Annotated in this window: 14 protein-coding genes and 1 riboswitch; of the genes, 11 read left to right on the forward strand and 3 right to left on the reverse strand. The window is 44.3% G+C overall.

Annotated features, from left to right (window positions below):
- Positions 1–36 precede the first annotated feature (36 nt).
- Both D829_RS0106830 and D829_RS0106835 read right to left on the reverse strand, forming a co-directional pair.
- A complete protein-coding gene (locus D829_RS0106830; protein WP_017688115.1) occupies positions 37–1017 on the reverse strand; it encodes a DMT family transporter in 981 nt (326 codons plus the stop codon).
- Positions 1018–1161: 144 nt separating this feature from the next.
- Positions 1162–1315, reverse strand: a riboswitch (FMN riboswitch).
- 84 nt (positions 1316–1399) lie between these two features.
- Entirely contained in the window at positions 1400–1900 is a 501-nt protein-coding gene (locus tag D829_RS0106835) for a DinB family protein (protein ID WP_017688116.1), read from the reverse strand.
- 142 nt (positions 1901–2042) lie between these two features.
- On the opposite strand from D829_RS0106835, the gene D829_RS0106840 reads away from it, so the two are divergent.
- The 5 genes from D829_RS0106840 (at position 2043) to D829_RS0106860 (ending at position 8333) form a co-directional block, all read left to right on the forward strand.
- Positions 2043–2594, forward strand: a complete 552-nt coding sequence (locus D829_RS0106840) for a CGNR zinc finger domain-containing protein (RefSeq protein ID WP_017688117.1) — start codon at positions 2043–2045, stop codon at positions 2592–2594.
- A gap of 120 nt (positions 2595–2714) precedes the next feature.
- A complete protein-coding gene (locus D829_RS0106845; protein WP_017688118.1) occupies positions 2715–4085 on the forward strand; it encodes an amidohydrolase family protein in 1371 nt (456 codons plus the stop codon).
- 520 nt (positions 4086–4605) lie between these two features.
- Entirely contained in the window at positions 4606–6042 is a 1437-nt protein-coding gene (locus D829_RS0106850; protein ID WP_017688119.1) for an amino acid permease, read from the forward strand.
- Positions 6043–6285: 243 nt separating this feature from the next.
- Positions 6286–7365, forward strand: a complete 1080-nt coding sequence (locus D829_RS0106855) for a hypothetical protein (RefSeq protein ID WP_017688120.1) — start codon at positions 6286–6288, stop codon at positions 7363–7365.
- A gap of 47 nt (positions 7366–7412) precedes the next feature.
- Entirely contained in the window at positions 7413–8333 is a 921-nt protein-coding gene (locus tag D829_RS0106860) for a tyrosine-type recombinase/integrase (protein WP_017688121.1), read from the forward strand.
- 260 nt (positions 8334–8593) lie between these two features.
- On the opposite strand, the gene D829_RS0106865 is transcribed toward D829_RS0106860, so the two are convergent.
- The gene (locus tag D829_RS0106865) at positions 8594–9523 is read right to left on the reverse strand and encodes an L-lactate dehydrogenase (protein ID WP_017688122.1); all 930 of its coding nucleotides are present in this window, start codon (positions 9521–9523) and stop codon (positions 8594–8596) included.
- Positions 9524–9859: 336 nt separating this feature from the next.
- On the opposite strand from D829_RS0106865, the gene D829_RS0106870 reads away from it, so the two are divergent.
- From D829_RS0106870 to D829_RS0106895, 6 genes are all read left to right on the forward strand, one after another.
- Positions 9860–11137: a YCF48-related protein gene (locus D829_RS0106870; RefSeq protein WP_017688123.1), complete on the forward strand. Its 1278-nt coding sequence runs from the start codon at positions 9860–9862 to the stop codon at positions 11135–11137.
- Between the two features lie 146 nt (positions 11138–11283).
- Positions 11284–11493: a hypothetical protein gene (locus D829_RS30575; protein ID WP_017688124.1), complete on the forward strand. Its 210-nt coding sequence runs from the start codon at positions 11284–11286 to the stop codon at positions 11491–11493.
- A gap of 252 nt (positions 11494–11745) precedes the next feature.
- Positions 11746–12525, forward strand: coding sequence for an aminoglycoside phosphotransferase APH(3') (locus D829_RS0106880; protein ID WP_017688125.1), 780 nt, complete (start codon positions 11746–11748; stop codon positions 12523–12525).
- Positions 12526–12582: 57 nt separating this feature from the next.
- The gene (locus D829_RS0106885; protein WP_017688126.1) at positions 12583–13008 is read left to right on the forward strand and encodes an NUDIX hydrolase; all 426 of its coding nucleotides are present in this window, start codon (positions 12583–12585) and stop codon (positions 13006–13008) included.
- 110 nt (positions 13009–13118) lie between these two features.
- On the forward strand, positions 13119–13865 hold the full coding sequence (locus D829_RS0106890; protein WP_017688127.1) for a class I SAM-dependent methyltransferase: 747 nt from the start codon (positions 13119–13121) through the stop codon (positions 13863–13865).
- 138 nt (positions 13866–14003) lie between these two features.
- A complete protein-coding gene (locus D829_RS0106895; RefSeq protein WP_017688128.1) occupies positions 14004–14498 on the forward strand; it encodes an AAA family ATPase in 495 nt (164 codons plus the stop codon).
- Positions 14499–14505: the final 7 nt, after the last annotated feature.

Below are 14505 nucleotides of genomic sequence, written 5' to 3' on the forward strand. Positions count from 1 at the left end.
ATTATTGGTTTACATGTGATCCTCGGATATATCCACTTACTCTGTACGCAGCTTCGGTGCCGCATCGGCCGCAGTTGATGATCTTTCCTGCTGTTTGGAAATGGCGAAGAGGGCCACCCAGATCAGGATAAAACCAAGCAGCTGCTCCCATGTAATCAGTGTACGGAAAGCAATCCAGTTCACCAACACCCCCGCCATAGGGAAGCTAAGTTCTGCGAGTGTTGCAACAGAGGCTTTGGTTGACGACAGACCTTTGTAATACAACAGAAGACTGAGCAAACCAGGTAACAATGCCTGACCGAGAATGTTGAGGATGACAGCAGTCTGTTCACCCGTTCCGGACGGAAACGTCCATGCCGCACCTTCGTTCCACGTCATAAAGATCAGGAGCGGGAGCGCAACGACAAAGCGAAGGGAGGTGACGGTTTCGTAACGCGCCTGTCCCAGCATCAATCGTCCCATAACGGTTGAACCTCCCCATAAAGCTGCAGCCCCAAGGGATAACAAGCTTCCGGCATGAATCCAGTTGTCCCAGTTACCTAATGGCAATGTGAAGCCAAATGTAAGCAGGTACGTTCCTGCTAATGCAATGAAGAACAATCCACCGAAGCGACGAGGCAACGTTTCTTTTAATAACAGTTTAGCCAGCACGATAGCGAAGAGGGGTTGCATTTTTTGCAATAAAAGCACCGTATTCGGATCGTTATGTGTTAGTGCCATGGTGAACAATACCGTTGCAAGTGCGGATCCTCCCCATGAGATAAAAATCACGGCAATCCAGTGGCGAGCACGCAGGTTTTTCAGGTCAGACCGGAATTTCCACAGCACGGGAATGGCAATAAGACTGACGATGATGTGTTCCACAAGTACAATCTGTGTGGATGTCATCGTATTTAGCAAAATAATGCGGAAGAGTGGGTCGACACCCCATAAGGCGGCGCCGAGAACTACAAGCCAGAATCCGGTATTACTTCGTTCCTTGCGGTAAACAGGTGATGCTGCTGATGTCTTTTCCATATTCAGGACTCCTTCGTCAGAACACGGAATCTTCAGTTGGCAAAATCGACAAAAGCCCCCGTTTTGGTATATACCAAATAAACGGGGGCTCATCCAAGGACATGCGTCAGGAAAGAGGCCTTCCCGTGAACGGCATGTCAATGTGTTGATCTTCTCTCATCCGGACTGTACCGTCGGCCTTGGATTCACACCAAGTCAGTCGCTGAATGTCCTTCGTTAAGAACAATTAGCGAGTCGCGGGCTGGTTCCGAAGAACATCACCGCCGGTTGGGAATTGCACCCTACCCCGAAGATCCTATTCAATTATATAGTGTGTTGAACAAGCTGTAACATTAATAAGTTCATCTTATTCCTGTAAGCGCTAGCAGTTCAAGCATTTTTTTCAGAAAACGATTTTCCAGCTTCCTTGCTGTCTGCGAAGGAGCACGATCTGACCTGCGTGATAGGCATCATGGAGTACCCAGCGAGCTAGTTCGTGTGCCCATTTCTCTTCGGAGTCCATATATGCGGCTTCAAGATCTGACTCTTGTAGTGCAGCCAATTGATCTCGCAACTGTTGGGCTAATCGAGTTGTACCCTGTAACAGTGTATTCCATCCGGCTGCGTCCGTTGCATCTCCAGGATTCCCAAACGTGTATTCATTGGAGTCTACAGCAGGGAGGGTAGGCTCCTTACCTTGCATGCGACATAATAAGCGATGGTTGTAATAATACATATGGTTAACCAACTGCCAGATGCTTAATCCCCCTGAGGGTGGAATCCAGGCTGCTTGTTCTGCTGTAAGACCCTCCAAGGATTTCGACAAAGGTACAATCCAATTACATTGATCCCAGGTGTCATCCTTTTGAATAAGTAACACATCTAGTGCTGTTGTTTTCGTCATTGCCTTTCCCTCCTTGCGTATAATTGTGATTTGTGATGTAACTAGCTAAAATTGATTAATGAGGTTACACTTAATATAACACATCAAAGATGAGTTGTAACCTTCTTTATTTAATTAGAAAGTTACATGAACGGGGGTATATATGGACAAGTTATGGACCGATTTTGTAAACAGCGATTATCACGACTGGCGTGGGGGAGATCGATCGGAGGACAGGCTTGGGAAGGCGAGCTGGCAGCAAGATTTTCTGGAGCGATGGCACCTTAACGCTTCTGTCCCTGCATCTCCAGAAGATGAGTTGTCGATGAGAAACTTCAGGAATGAATTGTTGGCTCTTGGAGCCCGCGTGTCTTCAGGAGCATCATTAACGGATATAGAAAAACAATGGTTGAACGGCGTTATGGAAGCAGGGCATGTGAGAAGAACATTGAATACAATTGATCAGGAAATTAAACTCCAACTGGTAGCTGTAGAAGCGCATTGGCAGCAGGTTATGGCTGAGGTAGCCGCTGATTTTGCTTTGACTTTGGTGGAGGGAGAAGGGCGTAGGATTCGGATCTGTGATAATTCGGATTGTCGATGGATGTTCTATGATGATACCCGAAGCAGAACACAGAAGTACTGTGATGATAAGATGTGTGGCAATCTGATGAAGGTCAGAAGATTTCGGGCGAAACGAAAATCCCAAAATTGATAAATACTAACAATAACTATATAATGTATATATACTAGCGAAAAAATAGTCAGAAGCAGTACAGATTCGTAAGCAGGATGTGATCGTCTTTCAAACCAAATCAGATGGGAGATGTGTATTGTGCGGACAAGTTATCTGTTGAAAAATGGCTGTGTGTTGTCGATGGATGCTAAAATTGGACAGTATAAGAGGGCGGACGTTCTGATCCAGGATTCACTGATCATGGCGATCCAGCCCGACCTGGATATTCCGGATGCGGAGATCATTGATGCTTCATCGATGATTATTATGCCTGGGTTGGTGGACACACATCGGCATGTGTGGGAATCACTTGTCAAAACAGCGGGAACCAACTGGTCGTTACCAGTTTATTTGCAAAATCTCTATTATGGTGCGATGGGAAGCAAGCTCCGTCCACAAGATAGTTATATTGCCAACCTGCTCGGTTCCTTGGAAGCGCTTAATGCAGGAGTTACGACGGTGTTGGATTGGAGCATGCCGTATACCCCTGACCATACGGATGAACTGATTCGTGGACTTCAGGATGCTGGCATTCGGGCGGTATTTGCTCATGGAATCCCTGGTGAGACGGACTACTGGAATCGGGATAGTCAACTCACGTATTCGAATAATGATGTGAGAAGAGTCAAAGAACGTTATTTTTCATCACGGGATCAATTACTTACTTATGGGCTGGCCATTCGTGGTCCGGAGTTCAGTCATTGGGATACAACCGTGAAAGAGATCGAACTAGCACAAGAGCTGGATGCGATCTGTTCCATGCATGCCGGATTTGGCAGTTGGGGATCTGTGGATCGTTCGATTAGTCAATTGTACGAAGAGGGACTGTTAAGTCCACGGGTGAATATCGTTCATGGTAACACCATGGGCATGGATGAATACAAAATGCTGGCAGATAGCGGTGCTTCCTTGTCGGTCACACCTGAGGTTGAAATGATGATGGGTCATGGATATCCGGCCACCGGCTATTTTCTTGAACATGGGGGAACCCCTACACTTGGTGTAGATGTGGTGACGTCCACAGGCGGAGATATGTTCTCGCAGATGAAGTTTGCACTTCAAGCTGAACGATCCAGAGCCAATGAACAACTTTTGCAGCAGGGTGAGATGCCTGGTGAGTTGAACTTGCAGTCCAGCCAAGTGCTGAGATTTGCAACTTCGGCTGGTGCCCAAGCATTGGGATTGGAGCAGAAGGTTGGAACACTGACCCCAGGGAAGGAAGCGGATCTGATCATGATTCGTACCACCGATCTGAATATGTTCCCCGTCCATGATCCAATCGGCGCTGTCGTGCAATTTGCCAATCCATCCAATGTGGATACGGTCTTTGTGGCAGGTAGACTCGTGAAGCGAGAGGGTAAGCTGTTGAATGTTGATCTGGATGCGATTCGTCATGCGGCGATGCAGAGCAAAGATTATTTGTTAACCCAATACCGGATGTCGGACGCGGAGAGAATTGCTTTCTCATAATTTACTTTTTCATAAAAACCTGAAATGAAGTCAGTTCGTATTTTTATATACACCTCTACCTATAGTAAGAAATAAAGGGCCGCATAATGATATGCGGCTCTTTTACGTGCCTTCATATCATGGAATTAGACAGGATAAGGTAGGAAGGGACAGCAGAAAAAGACGAAAAGAGCTCTCTTTTTCTTAAATTCAGATAACAAGGAGTATAAGATGTTTTCCGCGGAAAATTAGGCTCATAAAAACTGCGCATAATATAAATTATACGCAGTTTTGTTTTAAATCCATTTTCATATTCATCCACGTGCAACAGATCATGATAAATTTCGCGATAAAAGAACAAAATAAGTGATCTTCAAAAATAAATTTAACCAAGCAACGCGATAACGTGTAGAATTCGATAGGTTTTTATAGGTGATCGATAAGATAGAACAAACGACTTTTTCATAGAACAGTTGGGAAGCCATCCAATCGCTACTACATCCATAGCACATTCAAGATTCATGACGAGAGGAACATGACTATGCGTGAGAACAAACAACGATCTTCATTATTTCGTAAAAAACCAATTGCTTCGGAGGGCGATAACAGCAGTGCATTGAAAAGGGCGCTTGGTCCGTTGGACTTAACCACACTTGGGGTGGGTGCCATTATTGGTACGGGGATTTTTGTGCTGACTGGTGTAGCTGCCGCAACGTATGCCGGCCCGGGCCTTGTACTGTCATTTTTGCTGGCAGGTATCATATGTGCATTCGCGGCATTATGTTACTCGGAATTTGCATCAAGCATACCGGCATCGGGTAGTGCGTACACGTATAGCTATACGGCTTTTGGTGAAGTTATTGCCTGGATTCTGGGATGGGATCTGATATTGGAGTATGGTTTTGCGAGTGCGGCGGTAGCCAGTGGATGGTCTGGATACTTTCAAACGTTGTTGTCCGGATTCGGGCTGGAGTTACCACATGCTCTTACGAGTGCGTTCAGCCCGGAAAAGGGAACTTATTTTGACATCACTGCTGCGGTCATTACGTTAATTATTACTTTCCTGCTTACCCGAGGGGTGAAGGAAGCTGCTCGTGCGAATAGCATCATGGTAGCGATTAAAATTATCGTGGTGTTGATCTTCATTGGTGTAGGAGTTTTCTATGTAGAGCCAACTAACTGGCAGCCATTTTTGCCTTTTGGTATCTCAGGTGTAACAGCTGGAGCAGCTACGGTATTTTTTGCTTACATCGGATTTGATGCGGTCTCCACAGCGGCAGAAGAAGTTAAGCAGCCACAACGGGATTTGCCGATTGGAATTATTGCGTCACTGGCAATCTGTACCGTTCTCTACATTGTTGTATCGTTGATCCTCACAGGGATTGTGCCTTATAACATGTTGAATGTAAGTGATCCGGTTGCGTTTGCATTTGAATATGTCCAACTGAAGGGATTGTCCTGGATTGTTTCTCTTGGAGCGATTGCCGGCATTACGACCGTATTACTGGTCATGATGTATGGTCAGACACGTTTGCTCTATTCCATGTCTCGTGACGGACTGCTGTCTCCGGTCTTCTCCAAGGTTAGTGGCAAGAGTCAGACACCAGCGGTAGGAACATGGGTTGCAGGCATTATCGTCGCTCTGTTCTCTGGGTTCATCTCGTTGGGACATTTGGCGGAGCTTACGAACATCGGAACGTTGTTTGCTTTTGCAGTGGTAAGTCTGGGCATTATCGTATTGCGTAAAAATAACCCTGATCTCAAACGTGGCTTCCGCGTTCCCTTTGTGCCACTGATTCCGATTCTGAGTGCCTTGGGTTGTGCATACCTGATGACACGCCTTGCGGCTCTGACATGGATTACGTTTTTTGCTTGGTTGATCATCGGATTGATCATTTACTTTGCGTATGGACGCCATTACAGTCATCTGAATCCGGCACGCCGGATCTCGAGTGCTCTCAGAGCGAAGGATAAGTAGACAAGCCAAGAATAACTTCAACCGTTCCTCATTTCGTGTCGCCTTGGCGAAGCGGGATGGGGAATTTTCTTATAAAAAGATAAAGGGTGATAACAGCAGAAGAAGGTTGGAATTTTCTTCATATATGGGTAAGTAATAAGGGGCATGAAGAACTTAATCACGGGGTCGGGGTTGCGGCTAATCCAAATATGAAATATATTTGGGGATGTGATATGCCATCAGACATAAGAGAGGGGATGTATCATGAACACACCATTACATACGAATTCAGATCATCAAAATGCAGCTTTTGGATTTGCACTAGCTGACTCATCCGTACTTGCAGAGGCGCAATTAATTGTTTCACAATTAGAGGATTCACAAACCTTACAGTTGGATATTGATCCGCAGCGCCTTCTGAAGGATGGACGTAAAGTATCTGTCATTTCACAACAGTTGGATTCACCGGTCAATCGTCAGGATGCTAATATCATCTATGGTCAAGAGCTAGCATACGTGCAGTATGCTGTTAACCTGAAACCGGATAGCTCGATCTCCATTGCTTCTATTGAAGGCGTTGAACAGTCTGTTAATCTTGGTTGGGCAGCATTTACAGAGGGGGAATACGAACTTCGAATCTCCCTGCATATGAAAACACCTCGTATTGCTGAAGACGCGCTCGAACCTGAACAACTTGCAATGGTTAAGTATGCGCAGGTGATTACCGTATATATATCGCTTTTCCCGGCAGAAGCAGCGTCGTTGAGTTCACCATCTCAAGCTGTGTGGAGCAGAAACCATCATGTGTTTGACTCCTACGGGAGAGGAGGATTCATTCTCGCTGACCTGCCTCGACTCGCTGAACGTGTAGAGGAACTGATGGGACCGGGTAACCATAATCTGATCGAGCAATTTGCCGAAGGCAATCTGTCAGATACTTTGCTGGAAGAGGGGCTGATGGCGATTGCCTGGGGCGTGACTCCGTGGTGTTATTCACTCTATTCTGCACCAGATGAGCAGTCTGCTCGAATACTTGCCGTGGACAAGCTGGGCGATGAACCTGAACGGCAAGGGATTTACCATCTTGATCCGTCCATTCAACAATTAAGTATCGTACCTGCGAATGAGCTAGCTTACTGGCCTGCCTGTGTGCAGAACGATTGGCCTGTTATTGATGTAGCGGGCGAAGGCGAGACGTTGCATATGGATCTGTATACTCAGATCTGTGAATCCGTGAATGGGCTGCACGAGAATCCATTGCCATCGTTTGTACTTACCCGTAGTCAGGGCAAGCCCGAAGCGATCATCCCGCTGATTGACGTTGTCATTGTGGACGAAGCATAGGAGCACTGTTCAACTTATAAAGAATCGAATTGAGGTGACGTAGACAGATGATGACCGAGGAGATTCAGGAGCAATATGCGGACGAGCTTGAAGCTTTTCACATATGGATGAAGGACGCCGGATATACAGGACATACGTTAAAATCATACACGGGTGACGTGGTAGAATTCCTGGTCTCCATTCAAGGAAAGTCACTGGAGCAGGTCAAAAAGCTGCATGTATTGTCTTTTCTGTCCCGCGCTCGGGAGCGTGGGGTTAGTGATGCCACGAGAAATCGCAAACATGCGGCGGTGAACTGTTTTTACAAGTCCCTCATTGAACTCGAATTGTTAACGAATAATCCGGCGTTTGGGATCAAAAAATCCAAAACCGAGAAAAACCGTGCGCCCGTTTTCCTTGATGAAAGTGGTCTGACACGTTTCCTGGAGTCGGTAGATGGCAAGTATCGCACACGTAATCTGGCTGTTTTTCTGCTGATGGGCTATATGGGATTACGGGTTGGAGAAGTACATGCTTTGGATTGCAAAGATTATAATGCGGAGCGGCGTACATTGGATGTATTTGGTAAAGGTCGTAAATGGCGCTCGCTTCCTGTACCGGAGACCGTGGCAGACGTTTTATCTCAAGCTATGGCTGAGCGTCTGGACCCTTGGCGGCCAAAAGAGGAAGCTCTATTTGTCTCGCAAAAAGGGAAAAGACTGTCGATTCGCAGCATCCAGCTCATATCTACGGAAACCTTTGAACGTTTCCAGCAGGAATCACCAGCCAATCAACGTCAAAATTACTCCAGTCATAAGCTGCGTCACTCCTTCGCGACTATGATGTTACGGCGTGGAGCCGATCTGCGTACCGTGCAGGAGCTGCTTGGTCACGCGTCGATTCAAACGACCACCGTCTATACACATGTCACCAGTAGGGAGAAAGAAGAGGCTATGGCTCTGCTGGACGTTAAACTCCCGACATATTAGAAGATAAAGCCAGTATGTAATCCGAAGAGAAGTCTGTCCAAGTGACAGGCTTTTTTGTTTTCATTCAGATTATTAAACATAATAAATATTATGTAAACCTATATCTTGAATAATCATTTTTATAATTAAAATCAAACCAAAGGACCATCTGAATCTTCTCACTGGAAGAAGCAAATGATCCCTTTGGCTAAGACAGATATGTTAATTCACAACGGTTAACGTGCTTAATCGTTCACGACATGAATGATTACGTGGTCGGATTACTCCAATCCAGCGATTTGTTCTTTTAATTTGTTAGCAGAAGCCTGGAAAGCTACTTTCTCGGTCTCATTCAACGGAAGAGGCAGAATTTCGCGCACACCGTTGCGATCTACTACACATGGAACACCCAGATAGACATCCGATACGCCATTGTAATCTTCAAGGAACGTGGACACGTTCAGAACGGAGCCTTCGTTGCCCAGAATTGCAGCTACAATGCGGTCCAGAGCAAGGGCGATTGCATAGGAAGTCGCGCCTTTGGCATTAATAATCTCATACGCTGCATTTTTGGTGCGGTCGAAGATATCCTGTTGTGTTTCTTCATCCAGTTCCAGATCTGTTCCTGCAACGTTAGCCAGGCTCCATACCGGTACTTCGGAATCACCATGCTCACCAATAATGTGGGCGTGAATACTACGTGGGTCGATCCCTTTGTTCTTACCAATCAGGTAACGGAAACGTGCGCTATCGAGCAATGTGCCTGAACCGATGACACGGGAAGCAGGCCATCCGCTTTGTTTCCACGAAGTATAGGACAGAATATCTACAGGATTGGTTGCAATCAGCAAAATACCATGAGAGTTCACTTCAGTAATACGCTCAATAATATCTTTGAAAATGCTTGCATTTTTCTTCAGCAGATCAATCCGGGTCTCGCCTGGTTTCTGGGAAGCGCCGGCTGTAATAATAATGATATCTGCATCTTTGCAGTCGGAGTAATCGCCAGCCCATACTTTCACGCCACCCGTAAACGGAAGACCGTGGTTCATATCCAGCATTTCGCCGGTTGCTTTATCATGATTCACATCCACAAATACCAACTCGGACGAACGCTGTCTCAGCATTAGCGTGTATCCCGTTGTTGTTCCCACCGCACCCATGCCTACAATCACGACACGACTTGGTTTCAATGCTGCACTGTTTGTCATGTTCATATCCACTCCCTTGGGGTTATACTCCCATCCATATTAAGGGATTGAAGAATATAAAGCGAGTGTTGTCTATAAAATAGTTCACATTTCATGTCTTTTTACCAATTAATCCGTCGAAAAACAGATTAGGATGAAATTAATGGTAATAAATGTGCGACATATAGCCCAGAGCATCAGCTGGAAAAAGGGAGCGGGCTGATCAGGAGTGGGCAATGAGCCTTTTACACAAGGTTTGTGGTAGAATAGGAGCAGTGGATTCTGATGAATCGTAAATAAAAACGCCATAGGACAGGCATGCGCGCCTGTATATTGGATGAGAGAGGTGGAACCCACTTGCGTTTGCAATGGATTAAAATCGCGCAGACAGCATTGCTGTCTCTAGGTATAGCAGCTGTATTGGCTGCATGCACCGACTCAGATCAACCTCCGGAAGCAGAACCTCCGCAGCAACAGGAGGATGCTGGGAATACAGGGCAGACATTAACTGTCGTTCCCCCTGTCAACAGTACAGAATCTGCGGATAACGCCAAGTACCAAATACAGACCCGTTTGACCGATTTTCAGTTGCTCAATGACAACGGAGGATTGGCGTGGGGTGTGACGAGGAATGCGCTGCGCCTGTACTACACTCAGGATCAGGGAAAGACCTGGACCAATATTTCACCTTCGGAAAATGTACAGTTTCCGGCTAACCCTAAATATGGACAAAGCATTTATTTTGTAGATCGTGCACATGGTTGGATTGTTCGTGAAGGTATGGGTGGAACAGATACCATGGTGCTTCGCACTAACAATGGAGGCGTAACTTGGAGTCTGTCTTCTCTGTCCAAGACGGATAAAGTGACTGCGATCTCATTTGTATCTCCTGAAAAAGGCTGGATTCTCACCACGGTCGATACCGCTATTGGTAAACAGGACAAGAAACTTTACTTTACCGAGGACGGTGGAATTACCTGGAATCGGATGTCATCCAGTGATGAAGATGGCAAACAGGAAGCAGAAGAGATTTCCAAACGTGGATACACCACGGGGATGACTTTCTCGGATCCAAAACATGGTTTCTTAACAGCGCTGGAGTTCGGCACACCGAAGTTGTATGTAACATCAGACGGCGGAGAGAACTGGAATACTGGACCATCCTTCTTTGATCGAAACAAATTCAACGGGTGTGGTAATTTCAGTGTCAGTTCACCACAATTTTTTGGACGTGAAGCACAGTCAGCCTGGATGTCAATGTCCTGTTCTAAAGGCGAGAGCACGACATTTAATGGATTCTTTACCACCGATGGCGGAAAGAGCTGGAAGCTGTCCAATTTCACTTTAAACAAACAAACGGGTGCGAATCGTAACCTTTCACCGGTATTTCTGAACGCATCGGAAGGTTGGGCGATGCAAAAGGGCATAACCTACCACACCAAGGATGCGGGCAAAACGTGGAGCGCTCTTCCTGCAAGCAGTGTACTGGAGAAAATTCTCGAAGACTATCCGGAAATTGTGAAGATTCAGATGGTTACCCCTAAGCTTGGCTGGATATTGGTTGAAAATACAGATGCCAAAAGATCGTTGTTATTGCAAACGGTAGATGGCGGTGTACATTGGAAAGTACTATAAACGTAGAGTTTTATCGATGTGAATAGATAGGAGAAGGAGAGGAGCCTACGGGTTCCTTTTCTTTTTTTCTTAGTTTGTGAAATAAATCACAAATAAATCCGCTAGAAGGTGATATATTTAACTCAACAAGAGAAGGAGTGATGAAGATGAGAACCAACGGTCAAACTCAATTCACGCAGGCGGATGAATTAACCAGATATATGCTTCAATTATGCTACACATGCGACGATGCTAATCGTTGTACAACAGAGGATGCAGTGAAGGCTTGCATGGCAGAACACGCACAGGCAGACCAGCCCGAACCAGCCGAAGGTGGAGATGTAACTCGCGGGTATATGGATCTAATGTACGCATAGGCTAATGATACACGGATCAATCACGGAGAACGCTCCTGCGGGAGGGTTCTTTTTGATTTGTAGTAAAATGTATGCGCTTTTAAATTCACTTCGCAAATATTGCAGCATGGGTTATTATAGAAATTATTAAGGTGAATTACTCAAAATGTGGAATTGTTTTTATTGACTCTTAGTTTGGAGGTCGATGATATGGAGAAGAGTTCAACGGGAACGTGATCAGTAAGGGCATGAGATAGTAGAAAGGATGAAACCATGAATATTCAGGATCTCCCCATTGAAATAAAAGAACATATAGGGAAAGTTCAGAACATCACTTTTCCTAAGCAAGGTCATACCTCTACTGTGGCTATTCTGGATACGTTTGACCAAAAGTACATCATCAAGAAGACAGAAAACGATCTTTATAATGAATGGTTATCCGATGAATATAAGGTGCTCCAATACCTTTACCATACCGGACTCCCTGTTCCAAAGGTATATTCATTTCATACTGAGGAGACATCGAGATGGCTTCTGATGGATTATATTGATGGAATAAGTTTAAGAGAATTTCTCTCTAAGATGCCTGACCTCCGAAGTAAAGAAAAAGCGATTTTTAACTTTGGGCTTTGTTTAAAGAAAATGCATGAATGCTCTTGTCCTGTTGAATTATTGAACAATGACAGTCCTTGGTTAGATACAATGCTTAGTAAAGCAGAATATAATCTAACTCACTTTGCTGTAGACGGATCAGCAGAACTACTTCAACAGTTGAAAGAAGCAAGACCAAAACCAATAGACAACACTTTCATTCATGGAGATTTTACTATAGATAATGTGCTAGTTAATGATTGCAATATTGTTGGAGTTATTGACTGGGCAGGAGCAGCTTATGGTGACCCAAGATATGATGTAGCCTTAGCCATTAGACCGAAACATAATGCGTTTGACAATGAAAGAGATAGAGAAATATTTTATAACGGGTATGGAAAGTTAAGAATAACGGATGAAGAATACAATTATTTTGAAGATGGGATATATAACTTCTTTTAGCCTGGATATAAATTGTTCTTCAAACGTATATTAATCTCTCTAGAAGGAGTCGAATAAATGAGCCCTCCCAAACATATCTTATCTGCCGCTGCAATCGTGATCAACGAACAAAATGAATTATTACTTATTAGAGGACCACGAAGAGGTTGGGAAATGCCAGGTGGTCAAGTAGAAGAAGGAGAATCCCTAAGTCAAGCTGCGATCAGAGAAACGAAAGAGGAGTCCGGAATCGACATTGAAATTATCAAATTCTGTGGAATATTTCAAAATATCGAGAATTCAATATGTAACACATTATTTCTAGCCAAACCAATAGGAGGAGAATTAACGACAACATCGGAGAGCTTAGAGTCTGGTTTCTTTCCGATCAAAGAAGCCATTTTAAAAGTCGAATGGAAAAACTTCAGAGAAAGAATAGAGTATTGCTTAAAACCTGAGATGCAACCTTTTTGCATTGAGTTCAGTGATAAGAATAATATTTAAAACTTACTACAAGAACGGCTTTAAAAGCTTACTTAATGGCAATGAGATTACATATTTCAACGAAGGTAACAAGTGATGTTCTGAATGTAGTGTATAAGGGAGGCTATCAGATGAACAAGTACAGTGTTTATGAAACAAATAGCTTTTATTGGGATACAAAAGGGAATGACTTTTTGAGAGCAATCGTGCTTCCACATTATGGAGCATTTATCTCAGAAGAAAAACACCAACTTTTTGGTGATGTCTCAGGATTAAAGATGTTAGAGGTGGGCTGTGGAAATGGTCAATCCTTGCAGTATCATGGAGACCGCAAAGCTGGGGAGCTATGGGGTATGGATATATCCCAGAAACAGATAGAAAAGACACAACAACACTTGAGGACATACGGAATTCCTGCAACATTGATATGTTCACCCATGGAAGAGGAATGCGGTATTCCTACTAATTATTTTGACGCTGTGTATTCGATTTATGCCATAGGTTGGACAACCGATCTTGAAGGTACTTTCAGCCGAATCGCTTCTTATTTAAAGAAAGATGGCATTTTTATTTTCAGCTGGTCTCATCCAATTCATAGATGTGTCGTTGAAGAAAATGATAGATTTGTCTTCAATAAGCCATATTCTGATGAATCGTGGTATGCGGTATCTCCTGACTTTTGTCAGGGTGAATTAACCTTGGCTGATCGTCAACTATCAACCTATGTCAATGCGTTAGCGAAATCGGGATTTGTCATTGAACAAATGATAGAAGAATCCGATAGGGATATCATGCAATTACATAATATTAGCGATAGTCTCCTTAAAAGAGCAAAGATGTTACCTGTATCCTTTGTGATTAAAGCAAGAAAACGGTGATTAAATGAATCGGAGAGTGGGCTATGTTTAAATATCAAATGGATACTGCTACCTATATATCGCTATCATTTATGGCTTGAAAGCAGATCAATGGAGAACGCAATAAATCAAATTTTATTTTAACTAAAGGAGCTAGTTATGAGCAAATTACCGCTGTTTGTAGTGACAGGCGCAAGCGGAACAGGAAAAACAACGATCTCTTCGCATGTTCGGAAGCAGCTACCCGAATTTGACGTCTTTGATATGGATATCATCGATAACATGGATTGGCAGATTGCCAAAGAGAATTGGTTGAGGATTGCGTATAACATATCGCTAAGTGGACGAGGGACTGTTTTATGCGGAACGATGGTGCCGGAAAACATTGCATCGTCCGATTACATAGATCGATTTGATCGAATTCTATATATGAATTTGCATTGTGACGATGTTACTCGCAAGACGCGTTTAAGAGCCCGTGGGTGGAACGAGAACCTGGTTGAAGAACACAAAAACTTTGCCAACTGGTTACTCCAGAATTCGGAAACTGCGTTTGACCCGCCAATGCAAACAATTGATACGACAGAGCTTACAGCAGTGGGAGTAGCTGAACAAATTAAAGAATGGGTTTTAAAGAACTGGTGCGAGGAATGAACACCTA

Origin of the sequence: Paenibacillus sp. PAMC 26794, assembly GCF_000316035.1 — a bacterium.
In the GTDB taxonomy this organism is placed as follows: Bacteria; Bacillota; Bacilli; order Paenibacillales; family Paenibacillaceae; genus Paenibacillus.

Bases quoted from the DNA above. Each gene is read 5' to 3' on its own strand.
- D829_RS0106830 (WP_017688115.1), bottom strand. From the start codon at position 1,017: ATGGAAAAGACATCAGCAGCATCACCTGTTTACCGCAAGGAACGAAGT.
- D829_RS0106835 (WP_017688116.1), bottom strand. From the start codon at position 1,900: ATGACGAAAACAACAGCACTAGATGTGTTACTTATTCAAAAGGATGAC.
- D829_RS0106840 (WP_017688117.1), top strand. From the start codon at position 2,043: ATGGACAAGTTATGGACCGATTTTGTAAACAGCGATTATCACGACTGG.
- D829_RS0106850 (WP_017688119.1), top strand. From the start codon at position 4,606: ATGCGTGAGAACAAACAACGATCTTCATTATTTCGTAAAAAACCAATT.
- D829_RS0106855 (WP_017688120.1), top strand. From the start codon at position 6,286: ATGAACACACCATTACATACGAATTCAGATCATCAAAATGCAGCTTTT.
- D829_RS0106860 (WP_017688121.1), top strand. From the start codon at position 7,413: ATGATGACCGAGGAGATTCAGGAGCAATATGCGGACGAGCTTGAAGCT.
- D829_RS0106865 (WP_017688122.1), bottom strand. From the start codon at position 9,523: ATGACAAACAGTGCAGCATTGAAACCAAGTCGTGTCGTGATTGTAGGC.
- D829_RS30575 (WP_017688124.1), top strand. From the start codon at position 11,284: ATGAGAACCAACGGTCAAACTCAATTCACGCAGGCGGATGAATTAACC.
- D829_RS0106880 (WP_017688125.1), top strand. From the start codon at position 11,746: ATGAATATTCAGGATCTCCCCATTGAAATAAAAGAACATATAGGGAAA.
- D829_RS0106885 (WP_017688126.1), top strand. From the start codon at position 12,583: ATGAGCCCTCCCAAACATATCTTATCTGCCGCTGCAATCGTGATCAAC.
- D829_RS0106890 (WP_017688127.1), top strand. From the start codon at position 13,119: ATGAACAAGTACAGTGTTTATGAAACAAATAGCTTTTATTGGGATACA.
- D829_RS0106895 (WP_017688128.1), top strand. From the start codon at position 14,004: ATGAGCAAATTACCGCTGTTTGTAGTGACAGGCGCAAGCGGAACAGGA.